Raw genomic sequence first — 25,148 nt, 5'->3', positions numbered from 1 at the left:
TCAATCTATTCAATTGTCAAAGAACGAAAACCTTCAAGCGCAAAAAATCTCTTATTCACCTCTAACAGACCAACTCAATTTGTTGAAAGTTGGTGGGCCAGGGAAGACTCGAACTTCCGACCCCACGCTTATCAAGCGTGTGCTCTAACCAACTGAGCTACTGGCCCATGTTAGATGCGTATAAGAGTTTTCACTCTTTCAAAACTAAACAGCTAGAATAGATTTTTGGGACTCACCCACTCGGGAAGAGTGAGTTGACCTAAGATTGTGATTGCTTTTTTCAAGTTAAACTTGAAACGCCGATCACCATAATCCTTAGAAAGGAGGTGATCCAGCCGCAGGTTCCCCTACGGCTACCTTGTTACGACTTCACCCCAATCATCGACCATACCTTGGGCGCCTGCCTCCTTGCGGTTAGCGCAGCGACTTCTGGTACAACCAACTTTCATGGTGTGACGGGCGGTGTGTACAAGGCCCGGGAACGTATTCACCGCGGCATTCTGATCCGCGATTACTAGCGATTCCAACTTCATGGTCTCGAGTTGCAGAGACCAATCTGAACTTAGATAGCTTTTCTCCGATTAGCTCCATCTCGCGACTTCGCTTCAGTTTGTGACTACCATTGTAGCACGTGTGTAGCCCTAGGCATAAGGGCCATGAGGACTTGACGTCATCCCCACCTTCCTCCGGTTTAACACCGGCAGTCCATCTAGAGTGCCCAACTGAATGCTGGCAACTAAATGTAGGGGTTGCGCTCGTTGCGGGACTTAACCCAACATCTCACGACACGAGCTGACGACAGCCATGCAGCACCTGTGTACCGACTCTTGCGAGCTACGGCGTTTCCGCCAATATTCCAGTACATGTCAAGCCTAGGTAAGGTTCTTCGCGTTGCATCGAATTAAACCACATGCTCCACCGCTTGTGCGGGCCCCCGTCAATTTCTTTGAGTTTTAATCTTGCGACCGTACTCCCCAGGCGGGATACTTAACGCGTTAGCTTCGTCACTGAAGGGGTCAATACCTCCAACAACAAGTATCCATCGTTTATGGCGTGGACTACCAGGGTATCTAATCCTGTTTGATCCCCACGCTTTCGGGTCTGAGTGTCAGTGTCTAGCCAGATAGCCGCCTTCGCCACCGGTATTCCTCTTGATATCTACGTATTTCACCACTACACCAAGAATTCTACTATCCTCTCTAGCACTCAAGCTACGCAGTATCAGATGCACTTCTGGGGTTGAGCCCCAGGCTTTCACACCTGACTTACATAGCCACCTACACCCGCTTTACGCCCAATAATTCCGAACAACGCTAGGATCCCTCGTCTTACCGCGGCTGCTGGCACGAAGTTAGCCGATCCTTTCTTACAGGGTACATTCATTGTGTTATTCCCCTGCGACAGAGCTTTACGACCCGAAGGCCTTCATCACTCACGCGGCGTCGCTGCATCAGAGTTTCCTCCATTGTGCAATATTCCCTACTGCTGCCTCCCGTAGGAGTCTGGACCGTGTCTCAGTTCCAGTGTGACTGATCATCCTCTCAGACCAGTTAAAGATCGTTGCCTTGGTGAGCCATTACCTCACCAACTAGCTAATCTTACGCGGACTCATCTTAGAGCGAAAAACCTTTGACCCCTTGAACCGCAGTTCTTGTGGTCTTATGCGGTATTAGCGAATCTTTCGATTCGTTATCCCCCACTCTAAGGCAGATTATCCACGCGTTACTCACCCGTGCGCCACTAGTACTCACCCGAAAGCTTTCCCCGTTCGACTTGCATGTATTAGGCACGCCGCCAGCGTTTGTTCTGAGCCAGAATCAAACTCTCCAGTTTAAATTCTGTATCAATCAAACTACTAGCTTTTACGCTGTTGTTTGTTCGAATATATTTAATTTTGAAATTGTGAATACTGATTACTCAGTATTCAAAGAGCCCAAAAATCTATTTCTTCTAGCTATTCAGTTTTCAAAGAGCGAAACATTTCTCATCGTTAATGTTACTTAGCGACGAGGTAGACGGTTGTATCGAAGACCGAAGTCCTTGTCAACACCCGTTCAAACTTTTTTCTCAATTTTTTTAAAATTAAAAAATTCAGAAAATTGTTCGGGTTCACTGCTACCAGCGAAAGAAAACATATTGAATACAAATCAATAAGTTAGATCAGCTGTTTATGCTTGGTTTTTCAAACATCGCGGCGGTGAGGCTGAGTTATAGGCTCAATCCCCAAACCGCGCAAGGGGTTTTTATTTTATTTTCGTTTGCAGCTTATTCGGGCAAAAAAGTGCACTTTCTGCTGACTTATTAGGCAGAAACCGCCTCCGCAGCGCTTCATGCCCAAAAACAGGGCCCTAATATATAGGCAGAAATTCCCTCAAAAGCCCTAGCAACAGCCGCTCACACTAAAATTCATATGTTATTCACTGTGTGTTCCGACATCTTACTTGATTGTAAATTATGATCGCTGCTGATTCCTGACAATATCGGGCCGTGCCTTATTTATATCCACAAGGAGGATAATACATGAAAAAGCACGTTCTATTATTGGCAGCTTCTATGATGTTAACTGGTCACCTGGCGCTGGCTGAAGGCGAATCTCACAGTTCTTCAACTGAGACCACCAAAAACCCAATGACGGGAACAGAGACAACGACTCAAAAAGAGGAAATGAAAGTTAAGGGCGATAGCTCTAAGATGGAAAAGAAATCCAAAAAGAAAACTAAAAAACATTCAGACGGCTCTACTAAGACAACAACTGAGACTGAGCACACTGAAAGCCACTAATCTCTTTACAGAGATGGAGCTAAAAGAGCAGGCAGCACCTGCTCTTTTTTTTATTTAAATTGCGACATCTAGTTCAGCATAGCCTTATGAAGAACGGGCGAAGACGATCCTTAGCAAGGATCAGAAGCGGCGATGGAAAGTGCGTTGAGCGAGCCTATGCAAGGTGCGGACATTCTATACTGAATATCGTCCAAACAAAGTATGCGGTCTTACAGACATTCATTTGCAGTTCAAAGTAGTTTTTGTAGAATGAATTCATCAATCTACTTTCGGGAGTTCGTTTTGAATAAAGCTCTTCATTCATTGTGCCTGATCACTCTTGCTTCTGTTTTCATCTGCGCTTGCCAAAGCAAACCGGTTAAGACGGAGCCGAAAACTCCCGCGGGAATTGATATTTCAAAAGCTCCCTCTTCGGAAATTTATGATTCTCCTGAATCAGTTCACTGGGTGCCAGAGGTACGCTCGTGGTTCGTAAGCAGCATGGGCGGCCCGGATATCCTGGCAAAAGATAACTATGGTTGGATCACTCGCCTGGATGAGAATGGCAAAGTCACTCACCCGCGATGGGTACAAGCGGGATTCCATGCTCCTGGAGGGATTTGCCACCTGGGGAAAGACCTTTACGTAGTGGATCGTGACGGCATTGTGGTGGTGAATATTGATAAGGCTGCGATCACGGCCAAAATTGAAATGCCGGGAGTGGTCTTTCCGAATGATTCTGCCTGTGATCCCCGCGATCAATCTGTTTACGTGACTGATATGGCAGCTAATAAGATCTATCGCTGGAAAAAAGGTATGGAGAAAGCGGAGGTTTGGGTGGACTCCCCAGATCTGGATACTCCGAACGGTCTCGAAATTGATGGCAACAAACTATATGTCATCACTTGGGGGCCGATTGTAGATACGGCTACTTCTAAAACCTCTCGTCCAGGGTATTTGCGATTTATTGATATGAAGTCCAAAAAGATATCGATGGGAACTGGAGATGCCTTGGGCAACATGGATGGAATCACAAAGGCCGGAAAATATATGTTTGGCACCGATTGGATGGGGGGTCGTATTTTTCGCTTTGATGAAAAAAAGAAACCCCGCGTGTGGGCGCAGGGGTTTTCACATATTGCAGATGTTGGTTACTCGGCTGAGTTAAAAGTGATTGGTATTCCTGAAATGAGTACAAATCGCGTGTATTTCATTGATGTGAAATAGTTTATTGATCGGCGTCGCGGTGAACGATCACTTCGACATCGCCATCTGAAGACGCCATAGGATTGTACGTCACTGGATTATAGGCACGGACTCTTTTTGCAGAGACCACGTCGGCCTGGAAATCCTTGCTAGAGCTTACGGCACGCTTCACCTTTTGCTGGACAGCTTGCCCTTCTTTATTTGAATTCTCAATGAGTGATCCGAAATCGTTGCGTGCAAAGCTTGAGGATGAAAATAAGATCACTCCAATTACAGCTAAAACTTGAATGTTCATAATTCCCCCGTGATATGATTCCTTAAAGCAAGGCTTGGACCACCCTTTATGGGCTTTGAATTTGAATTGAGGTGCCCAAGATTTGGGTGAGTTTTACTCGATCGCAATCAAAAGACCTTGATTCCACAATGAATTTCCAGGATTTCGACTGGAAACACGACATGTTCCCAATCTTTACAGCGGAAACGTCTCAGACTGCTACACGCGAGTCGCGGAGCTCGCGACCTTTTGATTGCGTTTTAAAGCGGGCTTTTTTACCTGCTGATATTTCTTTGCTTTGCCTTTCTTAGCTACAGCTGCGCTCGCAACAGCACGTTTGTGCTTTTTCAATTTCTTTTGGTGAGCGATGTAACGCTCAAACGTCATAAGAGGTTTGTTGGTGTACTTAACTTCTGGCCATCTGCGAATCGGTGTTGCTACTGGTTCGACATTGTTTGGCGAAGAACTAAAACTGCCGGCTGATGCAATCATACGAGTGGGCGGCGAGTAAGACATTCTGGGTGAGAATTCGTCTGCCATCGCAGCTTGCAGGTTGCGCTCTCTGACGGAGAGTTCGGTGTTTACTTTATTATGAATTTTTTCGGGCAACGGCCCCATCATTTTGAAAGCTTGAAAGACAACTAGCATTCCCACGGCAACAGATACAAAAAAGTTCATACTGATTCCCCACCTAACGAAAGGTAGAATAGACGCATCTTAAACTTTCGTAATGCAGAATAAGAATATTCGGATTTGATAGTTTCATTGTTAGATGCTCGTGGAATCTTTCGAGAGAAAATCGTGAGTGATATTTTCGAATGCCGTGACTCCACTTCTGACTTTATACATCGGGAGGCTAATAACAAACATCAGCCCCAGAATTAAGTTGCGGCTCTAATTATGGTGAAAACTGTATAGCTTAAATTTTTATTCGCGAACGCATCCAGATTGAAAAGGAAGCTAGCGCTGTGAAGTGCCAGCTACGCCAGGAGCGGGGCTTCGGTTGCTGCCGGGAGCCCGGCAGGTCTAACTAAGGTGTCGCTAGACTACATTTAACTGTCGAGTTTGCACCGATCTTGGAATTGAAAAAAGTAAATTGAAATGGTGCTGCGCTGCCGGGGATGACATTAACAGCTAGAACCAGAGTATCCGGTTCTATTTTCGTCAGATTCATTTTTTGAAAGTCAGGAACTTTTCCTTTTTCAGCTACAAATGAAACCGTGACACCTCGTTGGTTGCTCGCCTTTTCAATTCTTAGCGGATACTCCTGGGGATCGACATCAACCCCATCTAACTTACAGACCATATCAGTCGTCGCAATTGAACCGATTTCTTTTCCAGCCTTAACCATTGCGACGGCTTCTTCAAGTGGGGCTTGGATTTTATAGTCTTCGAAGTTTTCCCAATTAAAGGTATTTTTCGGATTGAGATAAAGCTCCAAGGAGCCAAGATCAAAGGTGATCATTTCGACGACGGATAACAGAGAAGCATATGAAAGCTGACACTGCTCTGCACCCGCGAGTTCTGCTCTTACGTACTTTATTTTGTTCTTAATAAGTGCCGGCAATGAGTATTGAGTGTCTTCATAGAAATTAGTGATTGCGCTGGCAAATGTTGGCATCGCTGAACAGGCCGCCGTTTTATTAGTTGTCGCAGCCACGATCAAAGCATTCATTTTATCCTGCAAAAGCTGACCGTTTACTTGCGCGAGACTTTTTTGAGATTCGGAAGGCGCGAGCATTTTGGAACGAGCCTGGATCGCTTTAGAGATCAGGGCTTGAGACTGATCATCCAGACCGTTTGCAGCAGCGATTTGCTTAAAGGCTTGGGCAAGAATATTCATCTCAATATCTGGTGCTGATTTTTCTTCTTCAGTTAACTGAAAATTAAGTGCCAACTTTTTAGTTTCGATCGCTTTTAGAACATCGAGACCTTCTGCACCTTGCTTGCTTTGCAAAAGCTTCTCTAAAATCTTCAGATCCTCGCCCGGCTCCCTTGTTCCGGCAATATCCATCTTGAGACGAACGATGGCATCGTAAACAGTTGCCAGGGCTTTATCATTGAATGACGAAGACTCTGCCGCTGCCCCACCAATGTTCGATACTGGCGTTGTGGTGTTGTAGCCTTGAGTGGCTTGACCATCGACCTTGAGGACCGTTGTATCCTGTCGATCCTTGGATTTCCCTGCAAAAGGATCTGTCTCATAATGAGTCAATAAAGTGCCATCTTTGGAAGGTTGGCAGCCAACTGTCAAAACTATGAATGCGTAGACGAATATATGCTTTTTCATACTCTGTTTTCCTATTCATCTTTTAACTGAATCCAAAAGTGTGCCCACCAGAAAAACAAACAGGCATTTATTACAGGCAATCCATAGAAAATGAATGCTTCCTAAGGGACCAAGCTCGTAGTTAATCAGTTTTATTACAAAATATTTGTTTAACCGCCCAGAAATCGGTAAATAGTTGGAATGGAATTGGAACAAGTTGCGAACCTTGAACACCAAGAGCCGAGTATGACTGAACAGTATGCGGCGGCAAGACTGCTTTTGCGAGACGCCCTGAAAGCTACAGGACGCGTTTACCTTTCCTATCGTTTCGATGATCATTTCTTTTCTTTAAGTGAAAATGAAAAACTCAGCCTCTTGGATGGTATACGTAGATGGTCCCATCTGATGCTGGACTTCGTTGCCCATAACGGCAATCCGAAGAACACCAAGGACCTGGTTCGCTATTATCTGTCGCGATTGAATGTCACAATTCCTGCGGCCTTTATTGAACAAATTCAGGATGGCGACATCGTTGAAATTTACGGAAGCGATTCCAAGCGTTTGTTCTTTAATCCGGAACTTTTTGATTATTCTTCCTATGCGCCTGACGTGATGTTTTCAAAACAGTGGTGGAATCTTTACGACCGTGACACTGACATCTCGGCTAAGATTCAAAAAATGGCTTATGCGACTTTTATGGGTTTGAACAAAAAACCATTCCCTCCGGGGCTGCCTGTCCATAAGGTAAAAGAAATTCGCTCCCAAGGACGTTATGAATCTGACGTGGAAATCAAACTCATGTCCCCCGTCAATGCAGGGGACACGATTGTTGGCGTTGCAGCACTGGAGCGTTTTACGATGCTAACTGCACTGACTCACGCACACATTCATTCATAATTCTGAGATACATATCCATACCTTCACAAAGATTTTGATAAATGTGCTCGCGCTCTTTATCAGAAACTTTTGCAACGGCTTTTAATGCATCATTGAAATGTTCTGTGTCCTCTTCTGCGTGGACTTTAAGGAAGGTGTAACCTTGGATACCCGCGGCTTTAACACGCTTTAAAATTCCTGGACCGGATTTAGCTGCTAAGCCTTCCAACAAAAGCGAGTAACCCAAGTGGGCCGTTGGGCCGACTTCTTTAATCCAGTAGTATTGAGTTTTCCAAAAAGCTTTTGTGACCTCAAATACTTTCGTGCCTTCTGCATGCATGAATTTTAGATCATTTTCGCTCATCTTTTCATGACCGACCTCTTCTTCGATATGATGTTCGAATTGAGCTTTCAAAGGATGATCCTTTGGCAGTCTTTCATTGCAAAGATTTAGAAAGATCGATGTGTGTCCCACGAAATTGTGAGTTTGCGCGCACCAGGAATTATAAAATCTGACGTTTTCCCAGGGAAGCGCTTCGATAGTTTTGCAAAGCTCATTTACTTTTGCGTGGGCTTTTTCATTAAACTCGTTTGATTTCATACGTTCTCCTTTTAGGCTGCCATTTTTCTTGGTTGATATTTTTCGGTCCAAAGTGCTTCGACGGTTCTTCTGGTAAACTCATCAGATTCGATGAGTTGGTTTTGCTTACCGAAAACCATAAAAGCACATTGATTATTGTATTTTGTGATTTGGGCGAACTCGGAGAAACCGATGATTTCGCCCAGAAAATTCACTTTGCGATCCACTCGTGCGATTCCTACGGCGGCATCGACTCCAAGCTCATGCATTACTTTAAGCCCCAGGCGAATGATGAGCTCCGCAACTTTGGGCCCACCCGCCTCTCGCGATCGGAATGCGGGAGCCACTGTCAAGTACTCCATAGCCATGAATGAATTAATTTGGTGTTCTCTTAGTTTTACTTTTACGTCATCTGGGATTGCACGAATGTAGGAATGTTCGCAGCTACTGTGTTCGCGCAAATCGAAGGGAGAATACAGATGAAACCCAACTACTTCGTCATCCTTACAAATGACAGCGATCACTCGAGCACGCTGAAACTCATCATGGTTCAATTTGGCGCCACGAGAGGCTAAATCCGCACCAAACTCTTCAGACCAGAGACGAAAACACTTATTAACATAGTCGATTTCTTGTTGAGTTTTTGATCCGAGCGTATAGATGAGACGATACGAAAAGTTCATGTAATTCCTCTAAGTATTTTGCTCAAACATGTTTTAGTTTGTATAAACTTCGGTACGGTGATATTTCGGTAAATAACAGAATAATGTTTAGGGGTTTTTTTATGGTTACCTGCGGTGGTTTCCTCGCACATTGTAGAAAAGTCAGAGGGTTGTCTCAAAAAGATGTTGCGGACTATTTGGGTTATAAAAATGGACAGTTCATCTCGAACTGGGAACGTGACAAATCTCAACCGCCAATTCCTGTGTTAAAAGATCTTGCTAAGCTTTTTCAAATTCCTGAAGAGACAATCTTTAACGTCGTTTTAGAACAGCATCTAAGAGAGATCGCGGTCCAACTCCATAAAGATCTAGTGGGCGACACTAAAAAGCCCGAAGATATTATTTTGGAACAAAAGCTAGTGAATCCAACAGACAAATAAGATTTCAAAATTTTATCTCTCAGACTTAGGTTATACTCTTCCTATGCTCTGGGTGGATGTCTCAACTTTAAAAAGTTATCTTGTTAAGATCGCAACAATTGCCGCTGCCTCTTATTTTGGGATTCTAGTATTGGTTTTTTTCAAACAAGAAAAATTGATCTTCTTTCCCTCCCCCGTACCTGAGGACTTCAATTTTCCCTTTAACATTTCATTCGAAGAAATTTATATCAAATCTGATGATGATCGTGTTCACAGTTTGCTATTGAAAACTGCACAACCTCGCGGGGTGATCGTTTATTTTCATGGCAATGCCGGAGCCTTGGACGGCTGGGGCGAGGTGGGACAGACGCTGTGTCTGCAAACTGGCTTTGACGTGTGGATGATCGATTATCCTGGCTATGGCAAAAGTTCTGGCGCAATCACTTCGCAAGCACAGCTTTTAAGAATTGCAGAGGCGACTTTGGCACAAGCTAAAGAAAGATATCAGACTCAAAATATCGTTCTGTTTGGACGATCTTTGGGTTCAGGTCTGGCCGTTTATTTAGGAAGTGATCCCCGAGTGAAAGCTTTAATTCTGGAAACACCTTACTTAAGTTTAACTGCGATGGCGAAGAGTCGATTTCCACTGCTCCCCACTTTTCTTATGAAATATCCCATGCAAAGTTCTGAGTGGATTACGAAAGTCTCTGCGCCTGTTTTAATTCTTCATGGAAATGAGGATGAGGTGATACCATTCACTCAAGGAAAAAAACTTTCAGAAATTTCGAAGAAGGCCGTGTTCGTTGAAATCAATCGCGGCCATCACAATGATCTGGAGGAGTTTCCGAAGTTCTGGGATTCTATAAAAGGATTTCTGAATCAACACACTGGAAACAAGGACGTTCGCTGATGTTTAGTTCGAAGAATATTAAAACTGCTGTTGCTATCGTTCTGCTTTGCGCAGGGATGTCGTTTCTGTGGTGGAAGATTTATGGAACGAACATGGTGGATAAGGCTCGCCTGAGTGAAATCAAAACCAATCTAGCCTCGCTTATCACAGCGGAAGAGGCTTTTTATCAAGAGCACAACAAATACTCTGGTGATTTCCAAGCAATCGGCCACTCCCCTGAAGGAAAACTTCGTGGCGCCTTTTATCTTGAAGCCGACAAGGTTCCTGAAGAATACAGGGCTCGACTTTCTGATGCGGATTTGCCTTACGTTAAAGATGACGACTATCAGGTTTTGATCGCTTACAAAGGCGACTCTGGCAGATTGAGTTTTTTTAAATTTAAGTTCGGCGGCACCTTGCAGGAAATAAACGTGAAGGAGCAGCCGTGAAAAAGAACGTGGTAGATATTAAAAATCAGCTGCTTTATATTTTAACTGCCCTAGGTATTACGTTTGCGATCTCGGCTGCTTGCAGCGTCGTCGTGGTTTATGGATTCCACCAATGGGATGAAAAGTACGGTGAAGCTGGCACACTGGCGATAAGAACAGCTGCTTTCACTCTTCATTCGGTTAGCTATTATATTTTAGTACTCGCGGGACTTTTTGTGATCAGTCGCAGACTGAGTGGATATAGGGCTTCTGCTTTACTGGGATGTCTGTATGGATTTTACCAGCAGCTTAGTTTAAATGCGCTGGAGTTTTCCTCCTTGCGCAGCCATCCGCTGAACAATCCACGTGTTGTGGCGATCGTTCTCCCGGCTATACTGACTCTTTCGATTATGTATTTTGAGACCGCTAAAAAGGATTCGTGAACATTAAAAAAGTCAGCTTAGAGGCTGACTTCTTCGTCTTTATCGGTCCACTCGAGAAGTGACATCTCAGAGGTTTTAGTCCAATCGACATTCACCTTGCCGATGATTTTGATCGACACTTCATCTCCATTGATCGTCCAAAGAAGGGTGTCACCTTTGGCGATCCTTAAGGCCTTACGCACTCGAGCTGGAATAGTGGTTTGATTTTTCCTAGAGGCTTTGGAAGTGGCAGCTGTTTTGCTCATTGTTGCTTGCTCCAATGTGACTTAACTTAGGGTCTTGCTGATATCAGGATAGGGGCTTTGCTCGCCTGTTGTCGAACAGATGTCTCGACCAGACCTTGCAAACAATCCTTTGTACCAGTTGTTTTAGCGAACTTTCGTGTCATTGATGATTTTCATGCCGGGGCTCGCCTCTTCGGCGATTTTACCAATCTTGGTTTGCTCTTCCGCAGATTTCACAGAGCCTTTTAGAATGATGCAATTGTGTTTTTCGAAAATACCGACGTTTTGAGCGCTTGCTGAGAGAGTGGAATCATTCTTGAGAAGAGCGCGGATCGCATCACTGATTTCCAATGTTTCTACTGCTGATTCTTCCGGATCCTGGACCGAGCCCTCTGGGACAGCGTTCGCTTGGGCACCCAATGTTAGAAACAGAGCCGCAAATATCAAAAATCTTTTCATGATATCCTCAGTATTACTTAAAGTGTGAGGGCTAATTCGCGGTTTGAGAAGTAATTTAAACCTAGGAACCCAAAACCTCGACGACGAGCTTTATTTATGACTGGGCAAAAGCCTGCCATCATTAGAATGACATGATACCTGCCATAAATTTTATCGATGTGACTTCAGAGTAAAATCAAAAGAAGTTAAGCCTCTTTTGGAGGATGCGATGAAGGCATTGATCCTGCTGACCGTTTTAGTATTGGCGAATGTTTCTTGGGGTAGCACTAAATATGTTCTGATGATGTCGCACGAGTCTTCTTCTGAAATGCCTTACTCGAAGTCTCATGAATATTGTCACAAGCTTGAGTCTGTTTGCGAAAGTAAAACTCAGGGGCCATGTGATGATAAGGTTTATGCAAAATGGGTGGTGCCTGCCAAAGAAGAGTTAGATCAGCTTTCACCCAAGCATCCTTCCGCTCGCTTCATTTGGACCAAATCAAAACTATATGCTGTTGGCGACGGATTGCCGGCGGTGTATCGCTTTTCTTCAGGGGGATCTTATGGACCGAGCTATGGCAAAAATCATCGCGTTCGCTGTGTAAAGTTCACTGCGATTTAAGTTTCGATGAGAAGCTGCTTTTAATATTCCGGGATTTTGAAGAAGAAAAATTGGGGTGACCGACGGGGCTTGAACCCGCGACACTCGGAATCACAATCCGATGCTCTACCAACTGAGCTACGGCCACCACAAAGGAAGGTCTTTTATAGAGCTTCCCAGGGTAAAGTGCAAGTTGGAAAAATGCCGAATCTTAAAATTCTTTAAAGTCTAATAATCACAAGGGGCTACGACGGGTTGCGCCTTACAGTTTATGCTCGCATTTTGCGCATTTAAGAGAGTTTCTTCGGCCCAATCCCCATTCGCATTACAGCGGCGACGCTGACAAGAACTTCCCTTTTTAACCCAGGCACATTCATTAAAACGAGCACTGGGAGCAGAGCAAATGGCCCCTGACTTCTTAGCGGCCTGGGCGGCTTTTTGCTGCTTTTTTGCGAGTTGTGCAGCTTGGGCTTGGCGTTTTTTCTCGGCACTATCAAACGATGCGAGCTCTTTGTCGCTGATCTTAGTCACCGGAGTGAGATTCCCGCGGGGAATCTTTTTACCTTTTAACAAAACGTCATAGGCAATTTCTCCACCCTCGACCATGCCCTGGAATCCGACCTGCTCCCCGGCTTTTGCCTGCGCCGGGGTTTCACCGTTTAATGCCGAAAACTCGATGGCACCTTTTAGAACCTTCACCTCGCCATAGGCTTTGGGGCTATTGATGAGGAAAATAAAATCCCCCGCCGGCGGAAGAAATTCGTAAAGATCCGAGCGCAAAACCGTGTTGTAGCTAGGCTTTTCATTTTCCTTTTGCACCCAGCGAATGCTTCCAGATCGCAAAATTAAAACAGGAGCTTCGCCGCCCTCCCAACTGATGGTTGGCAATAAGACAGCACTATTCGGTTGAACTACAAAGTGGCGAACACCATCGAGTGCGACACGCACCGTGGAGTCATCCGAGGTTTCGAACAGGGCTTTTTCCAGAAGAGGCGTCTTAGTCGTCAGTTTAATTTTACCGCCATCTTTGCCGGTTAAACTGACTGCCCCCTGCACATCTTCGACTGCCGGATATTTGGGGGCGGCCCATGATGTTGCTGCAGTTAAAGACAATAGTGAAAGTAGGACTTTAAGTTTAATTATTCTCTTTAACACGCTCAAGCTCCCAGAGTTTTACATACTTCAAGAATAGCGAATAAGCCGCCCCGATAGCGATAACAAATCCCGGAAGCCCGTCCATAAAGCCGGCTTTAACGAAGTAAGTTTCCACAAATTTTCCGAAGGGCTTAAAGACCATCTTCAGATATGAGAAGCTATAGCCTTTGGCTTGAAGCTCGCGAGCCCCTAAGCTGGAATAGCGATCATTGGTCACGACCTGATCACTGAGATCATCAAAGACGTAGTGAAGCAGCGGAGCCTTCATCTTAAGCACAGTTTTTACTTCGACCTTTTCATGTACGTTTGCGGAATTCCAACGACTTTGGGCTTTGTTAAACAGGCGCAGCTGGAAGTCAGGATACCAACCTCCATGCATTATCCAACGCCCCATATGAAATGATTTGCGTGGAAACAGGTAGCCAGCCTCGGGGTCTAAGGACGCAAACTGAGCCACGATTTCAGAGGCAAGCTCAGGACTGAGCGCTTCATCAGCATCCAATGACAAAATCCAATGGTTCTTAGCCTGGGCGGCTGCAAAAGCTTTCTGGGGCCCAAATCCGCGCCATTTTTCTTGGAAAACACGGGCGCCCGCTTTTTCAGCAATCTCCACAGTGCAATCCGTCGAAAAGCTATCCACGACAACAACGTCATCAGCAAAGGGAACGGAACGAATACAGCGGTCGATATGAGCTTCTTCGTTCAAGGCAATCACAACAAGGGAAATAGGAAGTTTTGTCACTGATTTAGCTTGGTGTTCGAGCAAGGTCTTGTCAAATGATTCGCAACTCGATACCATTTTTTTGAGTGAAAGGTCTTTCTTGATGAAATTTGCTAAATACTTCGTTTTCTGTCTCTTTTTATCCTCCACTGCCCATGCTTACCTAAGCATTATTGAATCGGCCGAGGTCCTTCCTTCCAATCTTTTTCAATTCGGGGTTGAACCGCAAATTTTGACCAACAGAGAAAGCGGCGCAAATTTTAACATTTTTGCGGAAACTGGTTTCAATGATTCCACAAGCGGTCGCCTGACTTTGGGGGGCGGATCCATCGACTTTAATGCTTTCGCGAGTGTTAAATGGGTCCCTTTTCCAGACATTGCCAATCAACCAGCGATGGGACTTCGCTTCGGCGCGGGCATTGCTCGCGAAAAAGATGAAAATGTTGTTCAACTTCAAGCGGCTCCCCTGGTGAGTAAAAAATTTGATACCGAATACGGACTGACAGTTCCATATCTGGCGATTCCATTCACTTACCTGAATACAAAAGATGATAATTACGTCGCAACAAATCTGGCAGTGGGCACGGAATGGCATCACCCCGAGTTAAAAGACACAATGACGTTGGGTGCAGAACTCGGTGTAGACTTGAACAAGTCTTACACTTACATCAGTATTTTCGCGACTTTCCCCTTCGAGACGAGCAAAGGATTCGGTAGATAGTATGTTTTCATGGTTGTTTAAAGACGAAGCCGGTACTGCCGCAGACCTGTACGTAGATTTGGGAACTGCAAATACTTTGATCGCGGCTCGCGGCAAAGGAATTATCCTGAACGAACCTTCCTTGATTGCTTACCAACAAACCAGCCCGGGTCGCAAACGTGTGATCGCGGTGGGGACTGATGCGAAAGAAAAGCTGAGCAATAATCCAGGAAATATTTTTGCGCAAAAACCAATTCGTGACGGAGTCATTGCCGACTTTGAAACGACGGAAGTGATGCTTAAGCATTTCTTAAGCCAGCCAGGCGTAAAGTCAGCCTTCTCTCGTCCTCGCATCGTGGTTTCATTGCCGTACGGCGTGACCGAAGTTGAAAAGAAAGCCGTTATTGAATCTTGCAAAGCAGCAGGTGCCAAAGAAGTATTTTTGATTGATGAGCCGATGGCTGCGGCTATTGGATCAGGTCTGAATGTGAAATCCGCTGAGGGCAATATGATCATCGACATGGGTGGCGGCACGACGGAAGTTGCAGTTATCGCTCTTGCCGACATCGTATATTGCGAAGCGGCTCGCGTGGGTGGTCACAAAATTGATGATGCGATTATCGATTATTTCAAACGCTACAAAAAATTACACATCAACGATCAGACTGCTGAATATTTAAAAGTGACTATTGGAACCGCGGTTCCGAAAAAAGATATCAAAATGGCGACTATCACGGGTCGCGATGCAGATACCGGCATGAATAAAACGATTGAAGTGAGCTCTGAAGACGTGGGCCTGGCGATGAATTCTTGCATTCAAGAAGTCATCAATGCCATTCACAAAGCCCTGGAACACACTCCGCCGGAATTGGTATCTGATATCATCGAACGTGGCGTTGTCCTTGCGGGTGGTGGTGCCTTGATTCGTGATTTTGATTTGCGTATTCAAAATGAAGTGCGCTTATCTGTTCGCGTGGCGGAAAACCCACTGACTGCGATCGCTATGGGTGGCGAAGCTGTGCTTTCTGATCCTGAACTTTTAGATAAGATTCAGTTGGAAGTTTAGTTTTTTAGTTAGAGTTCAATTTGAAAAAGCTCCGGGGAATGCCGGAGCTTTTTTTTATATTAAGACCGCGCTCTTCATATCTTCGCGCAATAGCTCGTTCAGTTCCTTGGCCACAGGACCTTGAGTGCCGGAACCGATTTTTACTCCCTCGTAAGCCGTCACCGGCAAGACATCAAGAGTTGTTCCAATCATCATGACTTCTTTTGCGGATTGCACATCGTCCTCGGTGAAGCTTCTTTCCTTGATCCCTTTGATTTTTCCAGACTGTACCAATTTTTCAGCAAGCTCAAATGTGCGGATCATGGTTGTGCCTTTTAAAATTTGATGTAGCGGTGGCCGTACCAGAAACCCGTCACGGTCCAGGATGACAACGTTTTCCGTACTCCCCTCAAGGAAATTCCCTTGTTCATCCACATTAATCGTAAAATCAATTCCGCGGTCGACACTTTCTTTTTTCATAAGAACATTGGGAAGATAATTGCAGGATTTGATCCTTGCAAGAGTCGGATCCTTGGGCGGAACGGCGCTTTTACCGATACTCACTCCTTGCAGGTATTTCTCTGGCGGCAGCAATTTAAGCGTCGTCACCACCAGATACATCTGGGAGCTGATGGAATCATAGGGGTTCGTTGTGAAACCACCGGGACCACGGGACACATACAATCTTAAAAGAGCATCCTTTGCACCTGCAGCAGTCACAGTTTCTGCAATAATGGATTTCATTTTATCGAGAGACATTGGAAGACTAATTCCAATGAGCTTTGCGGAATTTTCAAGGCGGCGCAAATGCTCTTCGTATAAAAAGACTCGACCATTTACGACCTTGATGGCCTCAAACACTCCGTCGCCCCTGTGAACCAAGTGGTCATCGATAGGCACCACCATCATTCCGGGCTCTGTGACGATGCCGTCCCACCACGTCGAGTACATGGCTAGATATGTCTGTTGTGCGGGATAATTTTTATCCGCAAGCTTGGCGCGGGCTTGTTCGGCTGTAAGTAAGGCAACTGACATAGATGACGACTCCTTAAGGTGCTTTCTCTATTCTCAGAAGAGCTTTTCACTCTGGCAAGTTTTTTGTTTTTTAGTTTGACGATCTTAAGCTTCGATTTGGACAATAAGATTACCGATCAGGGAGGATTCAATGTTTTTTCGTGTGACTCTTTTACTGGCTGCAATCAGTTTGTCCGCGTGTTCGGCCTTTCAAGGTCGACGCTCTTTAAATCAAACAGAAACTCCACCGATAACTTCAGCTGCAGAAGACAAAACAACGGCCGCAGATAAAGCCCGCGCGCAAGAGCTTCGCGATGCTGTGGCTGCTGAAACTGCAAAACAAAAGCAAAGAACTCCGGAAGCCACAGTGACGGCAGCCACTGCCAAGGCAATCACGAAACCCACTCACGATGAGCACGATCACAGCGAACATCATCAGGTGCCGGCCGAACACAAACCTCGCGAAGCAGGCCCCGTCACGGCGGAAAAATCTTTGGGTTGGTTAAAAAACGGAAACACGCGCTTCATCAAAGGCAGTGTTCGTAAGGATGGCGCCACTGCCAAAGACCGCGCTCGACTGGCGACGGGGCAAAAACCCCACGCAGTTATTTTGTCCTGCAGTGACTCCCGCGTTCCACCAGAAGTTATATTTGACCAAAAATTGGGCGAAATATTTGTGGTGCGCACGGCTGGCGAAGCTTTGGATGATAATGTCGTGGGAAGTATTGAATACGCAGTGGATCACTTGGGGTCTAACCTGATTGTGGTCATGGGACATAGCTCCTGTGGGGCCGTTAGAGCGGCCTTAGCCTCTTTGGATGGAGCGGACCTTGGTAGCCCTGCATTAAATAGCTTGGTGGCGGATTTAAAGCCTCATTTACAGCAATATGCGAGCAAAAAACCTAGCGAAGGTGTCGTTGAGGAATCCACAGCCAACGTGAATGGCGTGGCCCACGATCTTTTGGCTCGATCTCAAATCTTGCGTGACGCTGTAGCCTCGGGTGAGGTAAAAATTGCTAGAGCCCTTTACCATCTCGAGACCGGGAAGGTGGAGTGGCAAGATAAGTAAAAAAACGGAGTTTGACTGATGAGTTCCCCGCGTAAAATTTTGATGACCTGTGCCCTTCCCTACGCCAACGGCTACATTCACTTGGGCCACTTGGTGGAGTACTTGCAAGCTGACTTCTGGGCACGCTTTCAAAACATGCGCGGCAATGAATGCGTATTTATTTGCGCGGATGACACTCACGGAACTCCGATCATGGTTAAAGCCCGTGAATTGGGTATCACTCCTGAGCAGTTGATTGCGAATTCCTTTAAAGAGCACACCGCCGACTTTGCTGATTTTCAAGTGAAGTTCTCGCACTATGGCTCAACAAACGCGCCAGAGAACAAAGCTTTGATTGAGCAGTTCTATGGTAAATTTGTGGAAGGTGGTCACACCCGCACTCAGGCAATACAGCAGCTTTACTGCAATCACGATAAAATGTTTTTACCGGATCGCTTCGTTAAAGGGACATGCCCTAAGTGTGGCGCTAAGGAACAATATGGTGATTCTTGTGACGTGTGCGCTTCGACTTATTCACCGAGCGACATGAAAGATGTGCACTGCTCAATGTGCGGAACAGCTCCAGTACTTAAAGGTTCTGAGAGTATTTTCTTTAAACTTAATGACTTTAAAGATTATTTGGCTGAGTGGATTCCAAAGCACTCGGCACCTGATATTGCTAAAAAAATGCTGGAGTGGTTTAACGAAGATCTTCATGACCTGGATATCTCTCGTGATGAGCCGTATTTTGGATTTCCTATTCCAGGCACTGATGGCAAAAAGTTTTTCTATGTTTGGGTGGATGCTCCCATGGGCTATATGTCCACGACAGAAATCTGGGCTAAGAACAATGGCAAGACATTGAAAGATATCTGGCAGGATCCGACGCGTGAGATTTACCACTTTATCGGTAAAGACATCGCTCGCTTCCATACTATTTTCTGGCCAGCGTTTTTGAAGGCCGCTGACTTCCGTTCGCCAAACCAAGTGTTCGTTCATGGTCACTTGATGGTGAATGGCGAGAAAATGTCTAAATCAAAAGGGACATTTATAGCCGCTCGCACTTATCTGAATCACTTAAATCCGGAATATCTTCGTTTCTATTACTCGACGAAGCTTAATAGCTCAGTGGATGATATCGACTTGAATTTAGAAGAGTTCGTGAATCGCGTGAATTCTGAGCTTGTGGGTAAAATCACAAACTTGGGCTCTCGTGGTGGCCAGATGCTGAAAAAGAAAATGGACGGCAAAATGAGCACTCCCGATACTGAGGGGCAAAAGCTGATCGCTCATGCTCAAGCAAAATCGGAAGTGATTGCGGGCCATTATGAAGCTCGCGATTTCGCCAAAGCACTGGCTGAAATTCGTACTTTGGCTGACGATGCCAATAAGTACTTTGATGAGAAAGCACCGTGGAAAACATTGGATGCAGATCCAGTTGGCACAAAACAAGTTATCACGACGACTTTGAATGTTTTCAGAATGCTGGCGATTTACCTAAAACCGGTTCTTCCGTATTACACGGAAAAAGTGGCGAAACTTTTGGGTGAAAAAGAGTACGTTTGGAATGACGTGAATACTGTTCTTACGAATCGTGAGATTGGTGATTACGAGCATCTGGCAACCCGCGTGGAAGCTGACAAAGTGAAGGCGATGGTAGAAGAAAGCCGTAAGATCAATGAAGAAATTCAAGCGGCTAAGAAAGCGGCTTCCACAGCACCTGCTGCGGCAGTCTCTGGTGGTGGAAAGAAAGCTGCTGCGACAGATGCGGACGTGAAACCTGGAGAAATTGAGTTTGCTGACTTTGAAAAAGTGGAGCTTCGTGTAGGTTTGGTGGTTGAAGCCGAAGAGATCAAAGAAGCAGATAAACTTTTGAAATTGAAAATTGATATTGGTGGTGGTGAGATTCGTCAGATCATTTCTGGTATCAAGGCTGCTTACAAAGCTGAGCAATTGATCGGTCGCAAACTTTTGGTTTGTGTTAATTTGAAACCTCGTAAAATGAAATTCGGCATGTCTGAAGGCATGGTCTTGGCGGCGGGAACTGGTGGAAGCGATCTATTCATGCTGTCCCCGGATGACGGTGCCCAGGTCGGCCAAAGAGTGAAATAATGAGTCTTTCTGTTCAGGATAAAAAATCCCTCGATGAAATTCACAAGCTTTTTATAGAGCTTGAAAAATCCTCGGGGGATTTTTCTTTTGATGCTTTAAAACTTTCTGAACTTAAAAAAAAGATCGCAGCTCTCTCTGCTAGCGAGAATGGTGACGTCAGCCGCCTGGCGGCTTCGGAAGCGCACCTTCATGGCAAAATGACTTTAAAGCATTTTGTGGCTTATGGGATACCCTTTGAACGTATTTTACATCGTAATCTGCAAGATGATGATTTCCTTATTGTTGAAAATGATAAGGTCGCCACTCCGCAGGAGTCCTTGCCGCTGGTCTTTGTCTTAGACAATATTCGCTCTGCTTTTAATGTGGGCTCAATATTTCGTACGGCAGAATGCCTGGGCGCTGAACGCATTTTACTTTGCGGTTACACTCCCAACCCTACACAGTGGAAGGTTGGGAAGACCGCGATGGGGACTCAAGAATACATGCTGTGGGAAGAGCACACCCACCTGATGGATTGCCTGGAAACTTTAAAAGAAGATGGCTATCGCCTGGTGGCGCTGGAAACGGCAGCCTCTGCTTCAGATCTATATGAGTCTTTCGATACGGAGCCAACGGCGTTCATTTTAGGAAATGAGCGCTTCGGTTTGGATCCGGAAATTTTAAAAGTCATCGATGAAGTTCGCGTGATTCCGCTTCGCGGGCGCAAAAATTCTTTAAATGTTGGCGTGACGGCCGCTGTGGCAGGCTTTGAATGGATGAGGCAATGGCGAGCGAAAAAATAGAACTGACTCCCATTGGGCATTTTAGAAGCTCACAGGTGCATCCCTATGAAGCCGGTAGACAACCAGATGCACATCACGCCAAGGGCGTGATTGAGCTTTCAGCTGGACAGAATTTCGAGCAGGCCCTCGAAGGCCTTGAGGGCTGTAAAAAAATATGGGTGATTTTTACGTTTCATCGCAACGACCACTGGAACCCCATGGTGCTGCCGCCTCGCGGGCGCAGTACCAAGATAGGCGTTTTTGCGACACGCTCCCCTTACAGACCCAATCCTGTGGGGATGAGCTGTGTCGATTTGGTTTCGATTGATAAATTGAAAATCGAGATTGCCGGTGCTGATATCCTGGATGGCTCCCCGATTTTGGACATCAAACCTTATGTTGCATATGCTGATGCCTTTCCTGGTGTCGAGCCGGAATGGCTGAATGAAGCCGAAAAACACGACGTGGAATTTTCAGTGAGTGCCGAGAAAGCTTTGGTTTATCTGGAGGCCAAAGGCCTTGAAAATTTACGTGGATTTTTTCAACATCAATTGGAATTTGAACCCACGAATTCAAAAAAGAAACGCGTGAAAGCTTTGACTGAGAATGAATTCGTAATTGCATATCGCACTTGGCGCGGTGTTTTTACTTTGGCAGAGAAAAAAATCACCGTCGTTCGAATTGAAAGTGGTTATTCCGAACAGGATTTAAAAAATCCTGAAGACACCTATCAGGACAAAGAATTGCATCGTGAGTTTTTAAAGCAGCATTTTTGAAAAGAAAAAGCCGGGTCTCCCCGGCTTTATTTTTTACTTTTTGTGTTTTGCTTTCACATTTTCGATTTTATCTTTGCAGGCTTGAGAAACTTCGTCTTGGTGATCTTTCATACAAGACATCATCGCGCCTTTACCTGGTTTTACGTCGCCGCAGAATTTTTCAGCGTCTTCGTGGCAGGCCGCATGGACACCCTTCATGGCTTTTTTCATGTCTGCCATTTTTGCTTTACACTCTTTGGATACTTTCTTGCGGTTATCTTTCATACACTTACGCATCTCTTTGCCCGGATTCACTCCTGGACACAAAAGATCCATATCTTTTGCGCAAGGGCCCATTCTGATTGCGCCTGAAGCGGGTTCAGATGGAGAGGGTGTTGTAGTTGGCGCCGTGGTTTCAGGCGTTTGTGCAAAAGAGACTGTAGTCAAAGTAGTCGTCATGGCGAAAGCACAAAGTGCGATCAAAGATTTCATTCATTCCTCCTGTTGATTGAACATATAAATCATAGCGGGTGAACGTATGATTGCAAATGATCTGTGTACTAAAACAGATGCTTTGCCCCCATCGCGAGGGATGCGAAAAAACTAACGACGACACCACACCACAGATAACTAAAAAGTGTGAAAAGTCCGTCCTTTTCAAGGTACCCGATTGCACACAGGACGATAGCAATAGCAGGAACCGTGTTTGAAAAAGGAATCGGTAATGGGAGCGCCAACAGAACGGCATTCACAGCCAAGACCAAGAAATTCAGCAGACGAAAGAAATGCATGTCATGCAAAAAAGGCATACGCTTTTTTACGATCTTGGCGACATAGGTCCATACTTTTTCGGCATGGTTGCTGATTCTTAAAATCGTGTGCGCTGAAATTTTAACATTCTCCCAACGGCGCGGAAGCCATGGTGGCTTTCTTAAGAATAGAAAAAACGAAACCAGAATGATCAATCCCCCTGAGATAGTGGAAAGGCCTGGTACGGGAATGGGAAATAGATACGGCAAACACAGCACAAGTAAAATCATGCCGTGGCCCTCCTCGCCCAGAAGACTGAATACTTTTTTTAGCGAGAGGTCACCATGGCCCGCCTCTTCCTGCAAAAGATCCATGGCGGCAATAAACTCACTTTTCAATCTTGCCTTCCTTTCAACCTGTTTCATAAAATAGTCGAAGTTGACTTATATTCTAAAGGACCGGCTATGGATTGGAAGATTTTTGCGAGCACATTCATCACTATTTTTCTGGCAGAAATGGGCGACAAAACTCAGTTCGCAGCACTCGCTGCGTCTAGCCAGACGAAATCAACCATGACGGTTTTAATCGCGGTGGTATTGGCTCTTGGTTTAGCTGGCGCATTGGGCGTGATCTTTGGACGCTATCTTGGACAAATGTTAAATCCGCAGATTATGAAATACGTTTCGGGGACTTTATTTATTCTCGTGGGTATTTGGGTTTTAACTGCCAAAAGTTAAAGGTCGTCAAACGACAGTGATTTTTTTGCGTACTAACATCTGATAACCCACAAACACGCGTTATGTAACATTAGCATTCGACAATAAAAAAAGGAGCCTCGAGGGGCTCCTTTTTTATTTTCGACTTCGGTCAGAAGATCGCAACTAGATAGTAGCGATCAATTGAGCGATCAACAAAGATACGACAGACATAACTTTGATCAAGATCGCGATACCAGGACCAGAAGTATCTTTGAACGGGTCACCTACAGTGTCACCAACAACTGCCGCCTTGTGAGCGTCAGAACCTTTTGGATGACCTGGCAATCCACCTTTTTCGATGAATTTCTTAGCGTTATCCCATGCACCACCAGCGTTCGCCATGTACAGAGACAAAGTCGCGCCCACTGCCAAACCACCAGCAAGAAGACCTGCTAGAGCTTGAGGTCCCAACAAGAAACCAACTGCTACAGGAGCAAGGATAGCGATCATACCTGGCAAGATCATTTCGAACAACGCTGCTTGAGTCGCGATGTCTACGATACGTGCCGGTTGTGGTTCAGCTTTACCTTCGCGAAGACCTGGGATCTCTTTGAATTGGCGAGCAATTTCAACCACGATTTTTTGAGCTGCTTTACCAACCGCAGTCATAGTTGTTGAACCAACTAGGAACGGAAGGATGGAACCGATCAAAATACCGATCAATACACCTGAAGAAGTAAGATCCAAAGACATTGCTTGCAAACCTTTTTGCAAACGGATGTGGTTCACTTCCATGTTGAATGCAGAGAATAGAGCAAGAACTGTTAGAATCGCAGAACCGATCGCGAAACCCTTACCGATAGCTGCAGTTGTGTTACCAACAGCATCCAATTCGTCAGTGATGTCACGAACGTTTTTACCAAGACCAGACATCTCAGAGATACCACCCGCATTATCGGCGATAGGTCCGTAAGCATCTACAGTCATTACAACTGCAGTACCAGCGAGCATACCAACTGCTGCGATAGCGATACCATATAGACCCAAAGCGTGGTCAGCGATGTACGCTGCTGCCACAACGATCAACATTGGAATAGCAGTCGATTCCATACCTACTGCCAAACCACGGATCACACCAGTACCGGCACCAGTCAAAGCTGCTTCAGCAACCAGACGGATTGGACGATGAGCTGTGTAGTACTCAGTGATAAGACCAATCAAAGCACCACCGAATGCACCTGCTGCCAAAGCCACAGTTACTGCTTGAGAGATACCGAACATTGGAAGAATGATCGCTGCTGCGATCGTCAACAAGATTGGAGGTACGATCAAAGCATTACGAAGTACAGTCGCTGGCTTGCCGTTTTTGAACGCACGAGCCAAGAAAATCACAACGATAGAAATGATCATTCCAAGACCAGAAAGAACCAGAGGCAAAGCCACGCCCGCACCGCGAACAACAGCTGCATCAGAAGCATCAGTCAAAAGTTTGCTCAAACCTTCTGCCGGGATTGTCAAAGCAATCGCCATTGCAGAAACGATCGCCGCAACCATTGATTCATAGATGTCTGCGCCCATACCCGCAACGTCACCCACGTTGTCACCAACGTTGTCGGCGATAACGCCTGGGTTACGAGGGTCGTCTTCAGGAATGTTTTCTACAACTTTACCAGCGATATCTGCACCTACGTCAGCCGCTTTAGTGTAGATACCACCACCGATACGCGCGAAAAGTGCGATAGAAGAAGCACCTACTGCGAACGAGTGAAGAATCGTACCAACGATTTCAGTTTGATCTTTGAACATCATGTAAATAACGCCCAAACCGATCAAGGCAAGACCTGCTACGGAAAGACCCATAACAGCGCCACCATCCAACGCCACAAGAAGAGCTGCTGGTTTAGAACCAGTTGCCGCCGCTTGAGTCGTACGAACGTTTGCGTAAGTCGCAGCTTTCATACCGAAGAAGCCCGCAAGCAAAGACAAGAATGCACCCAGGATGAATGATCCTGCCGCGATACCGCCCAATGCGAACCATAGAACCAAGCCTACGACGATAGCGTAGACGAAAAGAACCTTGTACTCACGCACAAGGAAAGCCATCGCACCTTCACGCACGTAGCCCGCGATACGATTCATAGTTTCATTGCCAGTCGGTTGTGCCTTCACGCGAAGGTACAGAACTACTGCCAACACCAAACCAATAACCCCAGCGATCGCTGGAGACATTAGCAAGTTATTACTAAACATTGTTGCACTCCATGTTTGATTTCTCGTTTAAATTACGAAGACTTAGGGATAATCAAAACATTGCATCCAG

At 45.6% G+C, this 25,148-nt stretch carries 28 protein-coding genes, 2 tRNA genes and 1 rRNA gene; 15 read left to right on the top strand and 16 right to left on the bottom strand.

The genetic code is table 11. The features are described 5' to 3' along the window. Positions 1–90: 90 nt before the first annotated feature. Both HW988_RS08925 and HW988_RS08920 read right to left on the bottom strand, forming a co-directional pair. A tRNA-Ile gene (locus HW988_RS08925) sits at positions 91–167 on the bottom strand. 152 nt (positions 168–319) lie between these two features. Then, positions 320–1,833, bottom strand: a 16S ribosomal RNA gene (locus HW988_RS08920). Between the two features lie 687 nt (positions 1,834–2,520). On the opposite strand from HW988_RS08920, the gene HW988_RS08915 reads away from it, so the two are divergent. Further along, positions 2,521–2,781 carry a hypothetical protein gene (locus HW988_RS08915; protein WP_181607329.1) on the top strand — a complete coding sequence of 87 codons (261 nt, stop codon included), beginning with the start codon at positions 2,521–2,523 and terminating at the stop codon, positions 2,779–2,781. 249 nt (positions 2,782–3,030) lie between these two features. Beyond that, a complete protein-coding gene (locus HW988_RS08910; protein ID WP_181607328.1) occupies positions 3,031–3,987 on the top strand; it encodes an SMP-30/gluconolactonase/LRE family protein in 957 nt (318 codons plus the stop codon). A 1-nt stretch (position 3,988) separates the two neighbouring features. Here HW988_RS08910 and HW988_RS08905 read toward each other — a convergent pair whose 3' ends face one another. The 3 genes from HW988_RS08905 to HW988_RS08895 form a co-directional block, all read right to left on the bottom strand. Next, positions 3,989–4,261, bottom strand: coding sequence for a hypothetical protein (locus HW988_RS08905; protein WP_181607327.1), 273 nt, complete (start codon positions 4,259–4,261; stop codon positions 3,989–3,991). Between the two features lie 198 nt (positions 4,262–4,459). After that, positions 4,460–4,918, bottom strand: a complete 459-nt coding sequence (locus HW988_RS08900; RefSeq protein ID WP_181607325.1) for a hypothetical protein — start codon at positions 4,916–4,918, stop codon at positions 4,460–4,462. A gap of 352 nt (positions 4,919–5,270) precedes the next feature. Continuing rightward, positions 5,271–6,530: a hypothetical protein gene (locus HW988_RS08895; RefSeq protein ID WP_181607323.1), complete on the bottom strand. Its 1,260-nt coding sequence runs from the start codon at positions 6,528–6,530 to the stop codon at positions 5,271–5,273. A 180-nt stretch (positions 6,531–6,710) separates the two neighbouring features. Here HW988_RS08895 and HW988_RS08890 point away from each other — a divergent pair, with 180 nt between their 5' ends. Beyond that, positions 6,711–7,406, top strand: coding sequence for a hypothetical protein (locus HW988_RS08890; protein WP_181607322.1), 696 nt, complete (start codon positions 6,711–6,713; stop codon positions 7,404–7,406). Here HW988_RS08890 and HW988_RS08885 read toward each other — a convergent pair. Together HW988_RS08885 and HW988_RS08880 are read right to left on the bottom strand one after the other, a co-directional pair. After that, positions 7,363–7,986 carry an iron-containing redox enzyme family protein gene (locus tag HW988_RS08885; RefSeq protein ID WP_181607321.1) on the bottom strand — a complete coding sequence of 208 codons (624 nt, stop codon included), beginning with the start codon at positions 7,984–7,986 and terminating at the stop codon, positions 7,363–7,365. The genes HW988_RS08890 and HW988_RS08885 overlap by 44 nt on opposite strands. Before the next feature lie 11 nt (positions 7,987–7,997). Beyond that, positions 7,998–8,648, bottom strand: a complete 651-nt coding sequence (locus HW988_RS08880; protein ID WP_181607319.1) for a hypothetical protein — start codon at positions 8,646–8,648, stop codon at positions 7,998–8,000. 149 nt (positions 8,649–8,797) lie between these two features. On the opposite strand from HW988_RS08880, the gene HW988_RS08875 reads away from it, so the two are divergent. The 4 genes from HW988_RS08875 (at position 8,798) to HW988_RS08860 (ending at position 10,806) form a co-directional block, all read left to right on the top strand. Further along, positions 8,798–9,067 (top strand): helix-turn-helix transcriptional regulator, encoded by a 270-nt coding sequence (locus tag HW988_RS08875; RefSeq protein WP_181607317.1) that lies wholly within the window; start codon positions 8,798–8,800, stop codon positions 9,065–9,067. A 130-nt stretch (positions 9,068–9,197) separates the two neighbouring features. Beyond that, positions 9,198–9,956, top strand: coding sequence for an alpha/beta hydrolase (locus HW988_RS08870; RefSeq protein ID WP_220128844.1), 759 nt, complete (start codon positions 9,198–9,200; stop codon positions 9,954–9,956). Beyond that, positions 9,956–10,384, top strand: a complete 429-nt coding sequence (locus HW988_RS08865; protein WP_181607313.1) for a hypothetical protein — start codon at positions 9,956–9,958, stop codon at positions 10,382–10,384. Before HW988_RS08870 ends, HW988_RS08865 begins: the two co-directional genes overlap by 1 nt. Continuing rightward, positions 10,381–10,806, top strand: coding sequence for a hypothetical protein (locus HW988_RS08860; RefSeq protein ID WP_181607312.1), 426 nt, complete (start codon positions 10,381–10,383; stop codon positions 10,804–10,806). Before HW988_RS08865 ends, HW988_RS08860 begins: the two co-directional genes overlap by 4 nt. Positions 10,807–10,823: 17 nt before the next feature. Here HW988_RS08860 and HW988_RS08855 read toward each other — a convergent pair whose 3' ends face one another. Together HW988_RS08855 and HW988_RS08850 are read right to left on the bottom strand one after the other, a co-directional pair. Then, positions 10,824–11,051, bottom strand: coding sequence for an AbrB/MazE/SpoVT family DNA-binding domain-containing protein (locus HW988_RS08855; RefSeq protein WP_142700111.1), 228 nt, complete (start codon positions 11,049–11,051; stop codon positions 10,824–10,826). Between the two features lie 123 nt (positions 11,052–11,174). After that, a complete protein-coding gene (locus HW988_RS08850; protein ID WP_181607310.1) occupies positions 11,175–11,489 on the bottom strand; it encodes a BON domain-containing protein in 315 nt (104 codons plus the stop codon). Positions 11,490–11,697: 208 nt separating this feature from the next. On the opposite strand from HW988_RS08850, the gene HW988_RS08845 reads away from it, so the two are divergent. Continuing rightward, on the top strand, positions 11,698–12,090 hold the full coding sequence (locus tag HW988_RS08845) for a hypothetical protein (protein WP_181607308.1): 393 nt from the start codon (positions 11,698–11,700) through the stop codon (positions 12,088–12,090). Positions 12,091–12,141: 51 nt separating this feature from the next. Here HW988_RS08845 and HW988_RS08840 read toward each other — a convergent pair. The 3 genes from HW988_RS08840 to HW988_RS08830 form a co-directional block, all read right to left on the bottom strand. Then, positions 12,142–12,217: transfer RNA gene (locus tag HW988_RS08840), tRNA-His, on the bottom strand. Between the two features lie 80 nt (positions 12,218–12,297). Next, entirely contained in the window at positions 12,298–13,224 is a 927-nt protein-coding gene (locus HW988_RS08835; protein WP_255490285.1) for a hypothetical protein, read from the bottom strand. Beyond that, complete coding sequence (locus HW988_RS08830; RefSeq protein WP_255490284.1) at positions 13,205–13,966, bottom strand: glycosyltransferase family 2 protein; 762 nt, start codon at positions 13,964–13,966, stop codon at positions 13,205–13,207. The genes HW988_RS08835 and HW988_RS08830 overlap by 20 nt, the downstream gene beginning before the upstream one ends. A gap of 82 nt (positions 13,967–14,048) precedes the next feature. Here HW988_RS08830 and HW988_RS08825 point away from each other — a divergent pair, with 82 nt between their 5' ends. After that, entirely contained in the window at positions 14,049–14,666 is a 618-nt protein-coding gene (locus tag HW988_RS08825) for a hypothetical protein (protein ID WP_181607306.1), read from the top strand. Position 14,667: 1 nt separating this feature from the next. After that, positions 14,668–15,711, top strand: coding sequence for a rod shape-determining protein (locus tag HW988_RS08820; protein WP_181607304.1), 1,044 nt, complete (start codon positions 14,668–14,670; stop codon positions 15,709–15,711). Positions 15,712–15,765: 54 nt separating this feature from the next. On the opposite strand, the gene HW988_RS08815 is transcribed toward HW988_RS08820, so the two are convergent. Then, positions 15,766–16,725 (bottom strand): aminotransferase class IV, encoded by a 960-nt coding sequence (locus HW988_RS08815; protein ID WP_181607303.1) that lies wholly within the window; start codon positions 16,723–16,725, stop codon positions 15,766–15,768. A gap of 130 nt (positions 16,726–16,855) precedes the next feature. Here HW988_RS08815 and HW988_RS08810 point away from each other — a divergent pair, with 130 nt between their 5' ends. From HW988_RS08810 to tsaA, 4 genes are read left to right on the top strand one after another with little or no spacing between them, the layout of a single operon-like run. Beyond that, a complete protein-coding gene (locus HW988_RS08810) occupies positions 16,856–17,773 on the top strand; it encodes a carbonic anhydrase (protein ID WP_181607301.1) in 918 nt (305 codons plus the stop codon). Between the two features lie 18 nt (positions 17,774–17,791). Continuing rightward, positions 17,792–19,864, top strand: coding sequence for a methionine--tRNA ligase (metG, locus tag HW988_RS08805; protein WP_181607299.1), 2,073 nt, complete (start codon positions 17,792–17,794; stop codon positions 19,862–19,864). Then, positions 19,864–20,646: an RNA methyltransferase gene (locus HW988_RS08800; protein ID WP_181607292.1), complete on the top strand. Its 783-nt coding sequence runs from the start codon at positions 19,864–19,866 to the stop codon at positions 20,644–20,646. The genes metG and HW988_RS08800 overlap by 1 nt, the downstream gene beginning before the upstream one ends. Then, the gene (gene tsaA / locus HW988_RS08795; RefSeq protein WP_181607290.1) at positions 20,628–21,401 is read left to right on the top strand and encodes a tRNA (N6-threonylcarbamoyladenosine(37)-N6)-methyltransferase TrmO; all 774 of its coding nucleotides are present in this window, start codon (positions 20,628–20,630) and stop codon (positions 21,399–21,401) included. Before HW988_RS08800 ends, tsaA begins: the two co-directional genes overlap by 19 nt. Positions 21,402–21,434: 33 nt before the next feature. Here tsaA and HW988_RS08790 read toward each other — a convergent pair whose 3' ends face one another. Both HW988_RS08790 and HW988_RS08785 read right to left on the bottom strand, forming a co-directional pair. After that, complete coding sequence (locus HW988_RS08790) at positions 21,435–21,872, bottom strand: cysteine rich repeat-containing protein (protein WP_181607289.1); 438 nt, start codon at positions 21,870–21,872, stop codon at positions 21,435–21,437. 68 nt (positions 21,873–21,940) lie between these two features. Beyond that, positions 21,941–22,528 carry an exopolysaccharide biosynthesis protein gene (locus HW988_RS08785; protein WP_255490283.1) on the bottom strand — a complete coding sequence of 196 codons (588 nt, stop codon included), beginning with the start codon at positions 22,526–22,528 and terminating at the stop codon, positions 21,941–21,943. A gap of 66 nt (positions 22,529–22,594) precedes the next feature. Between HW988_RS08785 and HW988_RS08780 the strand changes: the two genes are divergently transcribed. Beyond that, the gene (locus tag HW988_RS08780) at positions 22,595–22,867 is read left to right on the top strand and encodes a TMEM165/GDT1 family protein (RefSeq protein ID WP_142700100.1); all 273 of its coding nucleotides are present in this window, start codon (positions 22,595–22,597) and stop codon (positions 22,865–22,867) included. Between the two features lie 144 nt (positions 22,868–23,011). On the opposite strand, the gene HW988_RS08775 is transcribed toward HW988_RS08780, so the two are convergent. Continuing rightward, positions 23,012–25,078 carry a sodium-translocating pyrophosphatase gene (locus tag HW988_RS08775; protein WP_181607287.1) on the bottom strand — a complete coding sequence of 689 codons (2,067 nt, stop codon included), beginning with the start codon at positions 25,076–25,078 and terminating at the stop codon, positions 23,012–23,014. Positions 25,079–25,148 lie beyond the last annotated feature (70 nt).

The sequence above is a fragment of the Bdellovibrio sp. KM01 genome, from assembly GCF_013752535.1.
In the GTDB taxonomy this organism is placed as follows: Bacteria; Bdellovibrionota; Bdellovibrionia; order Bdellovibrionales; family Bdellovibrionaceae; genus Bdellovibrio.
Note: the sequence above shows the minus strand (reverse complement) of the source record. Positions and strands in the feature narration are given on the sequence as shown.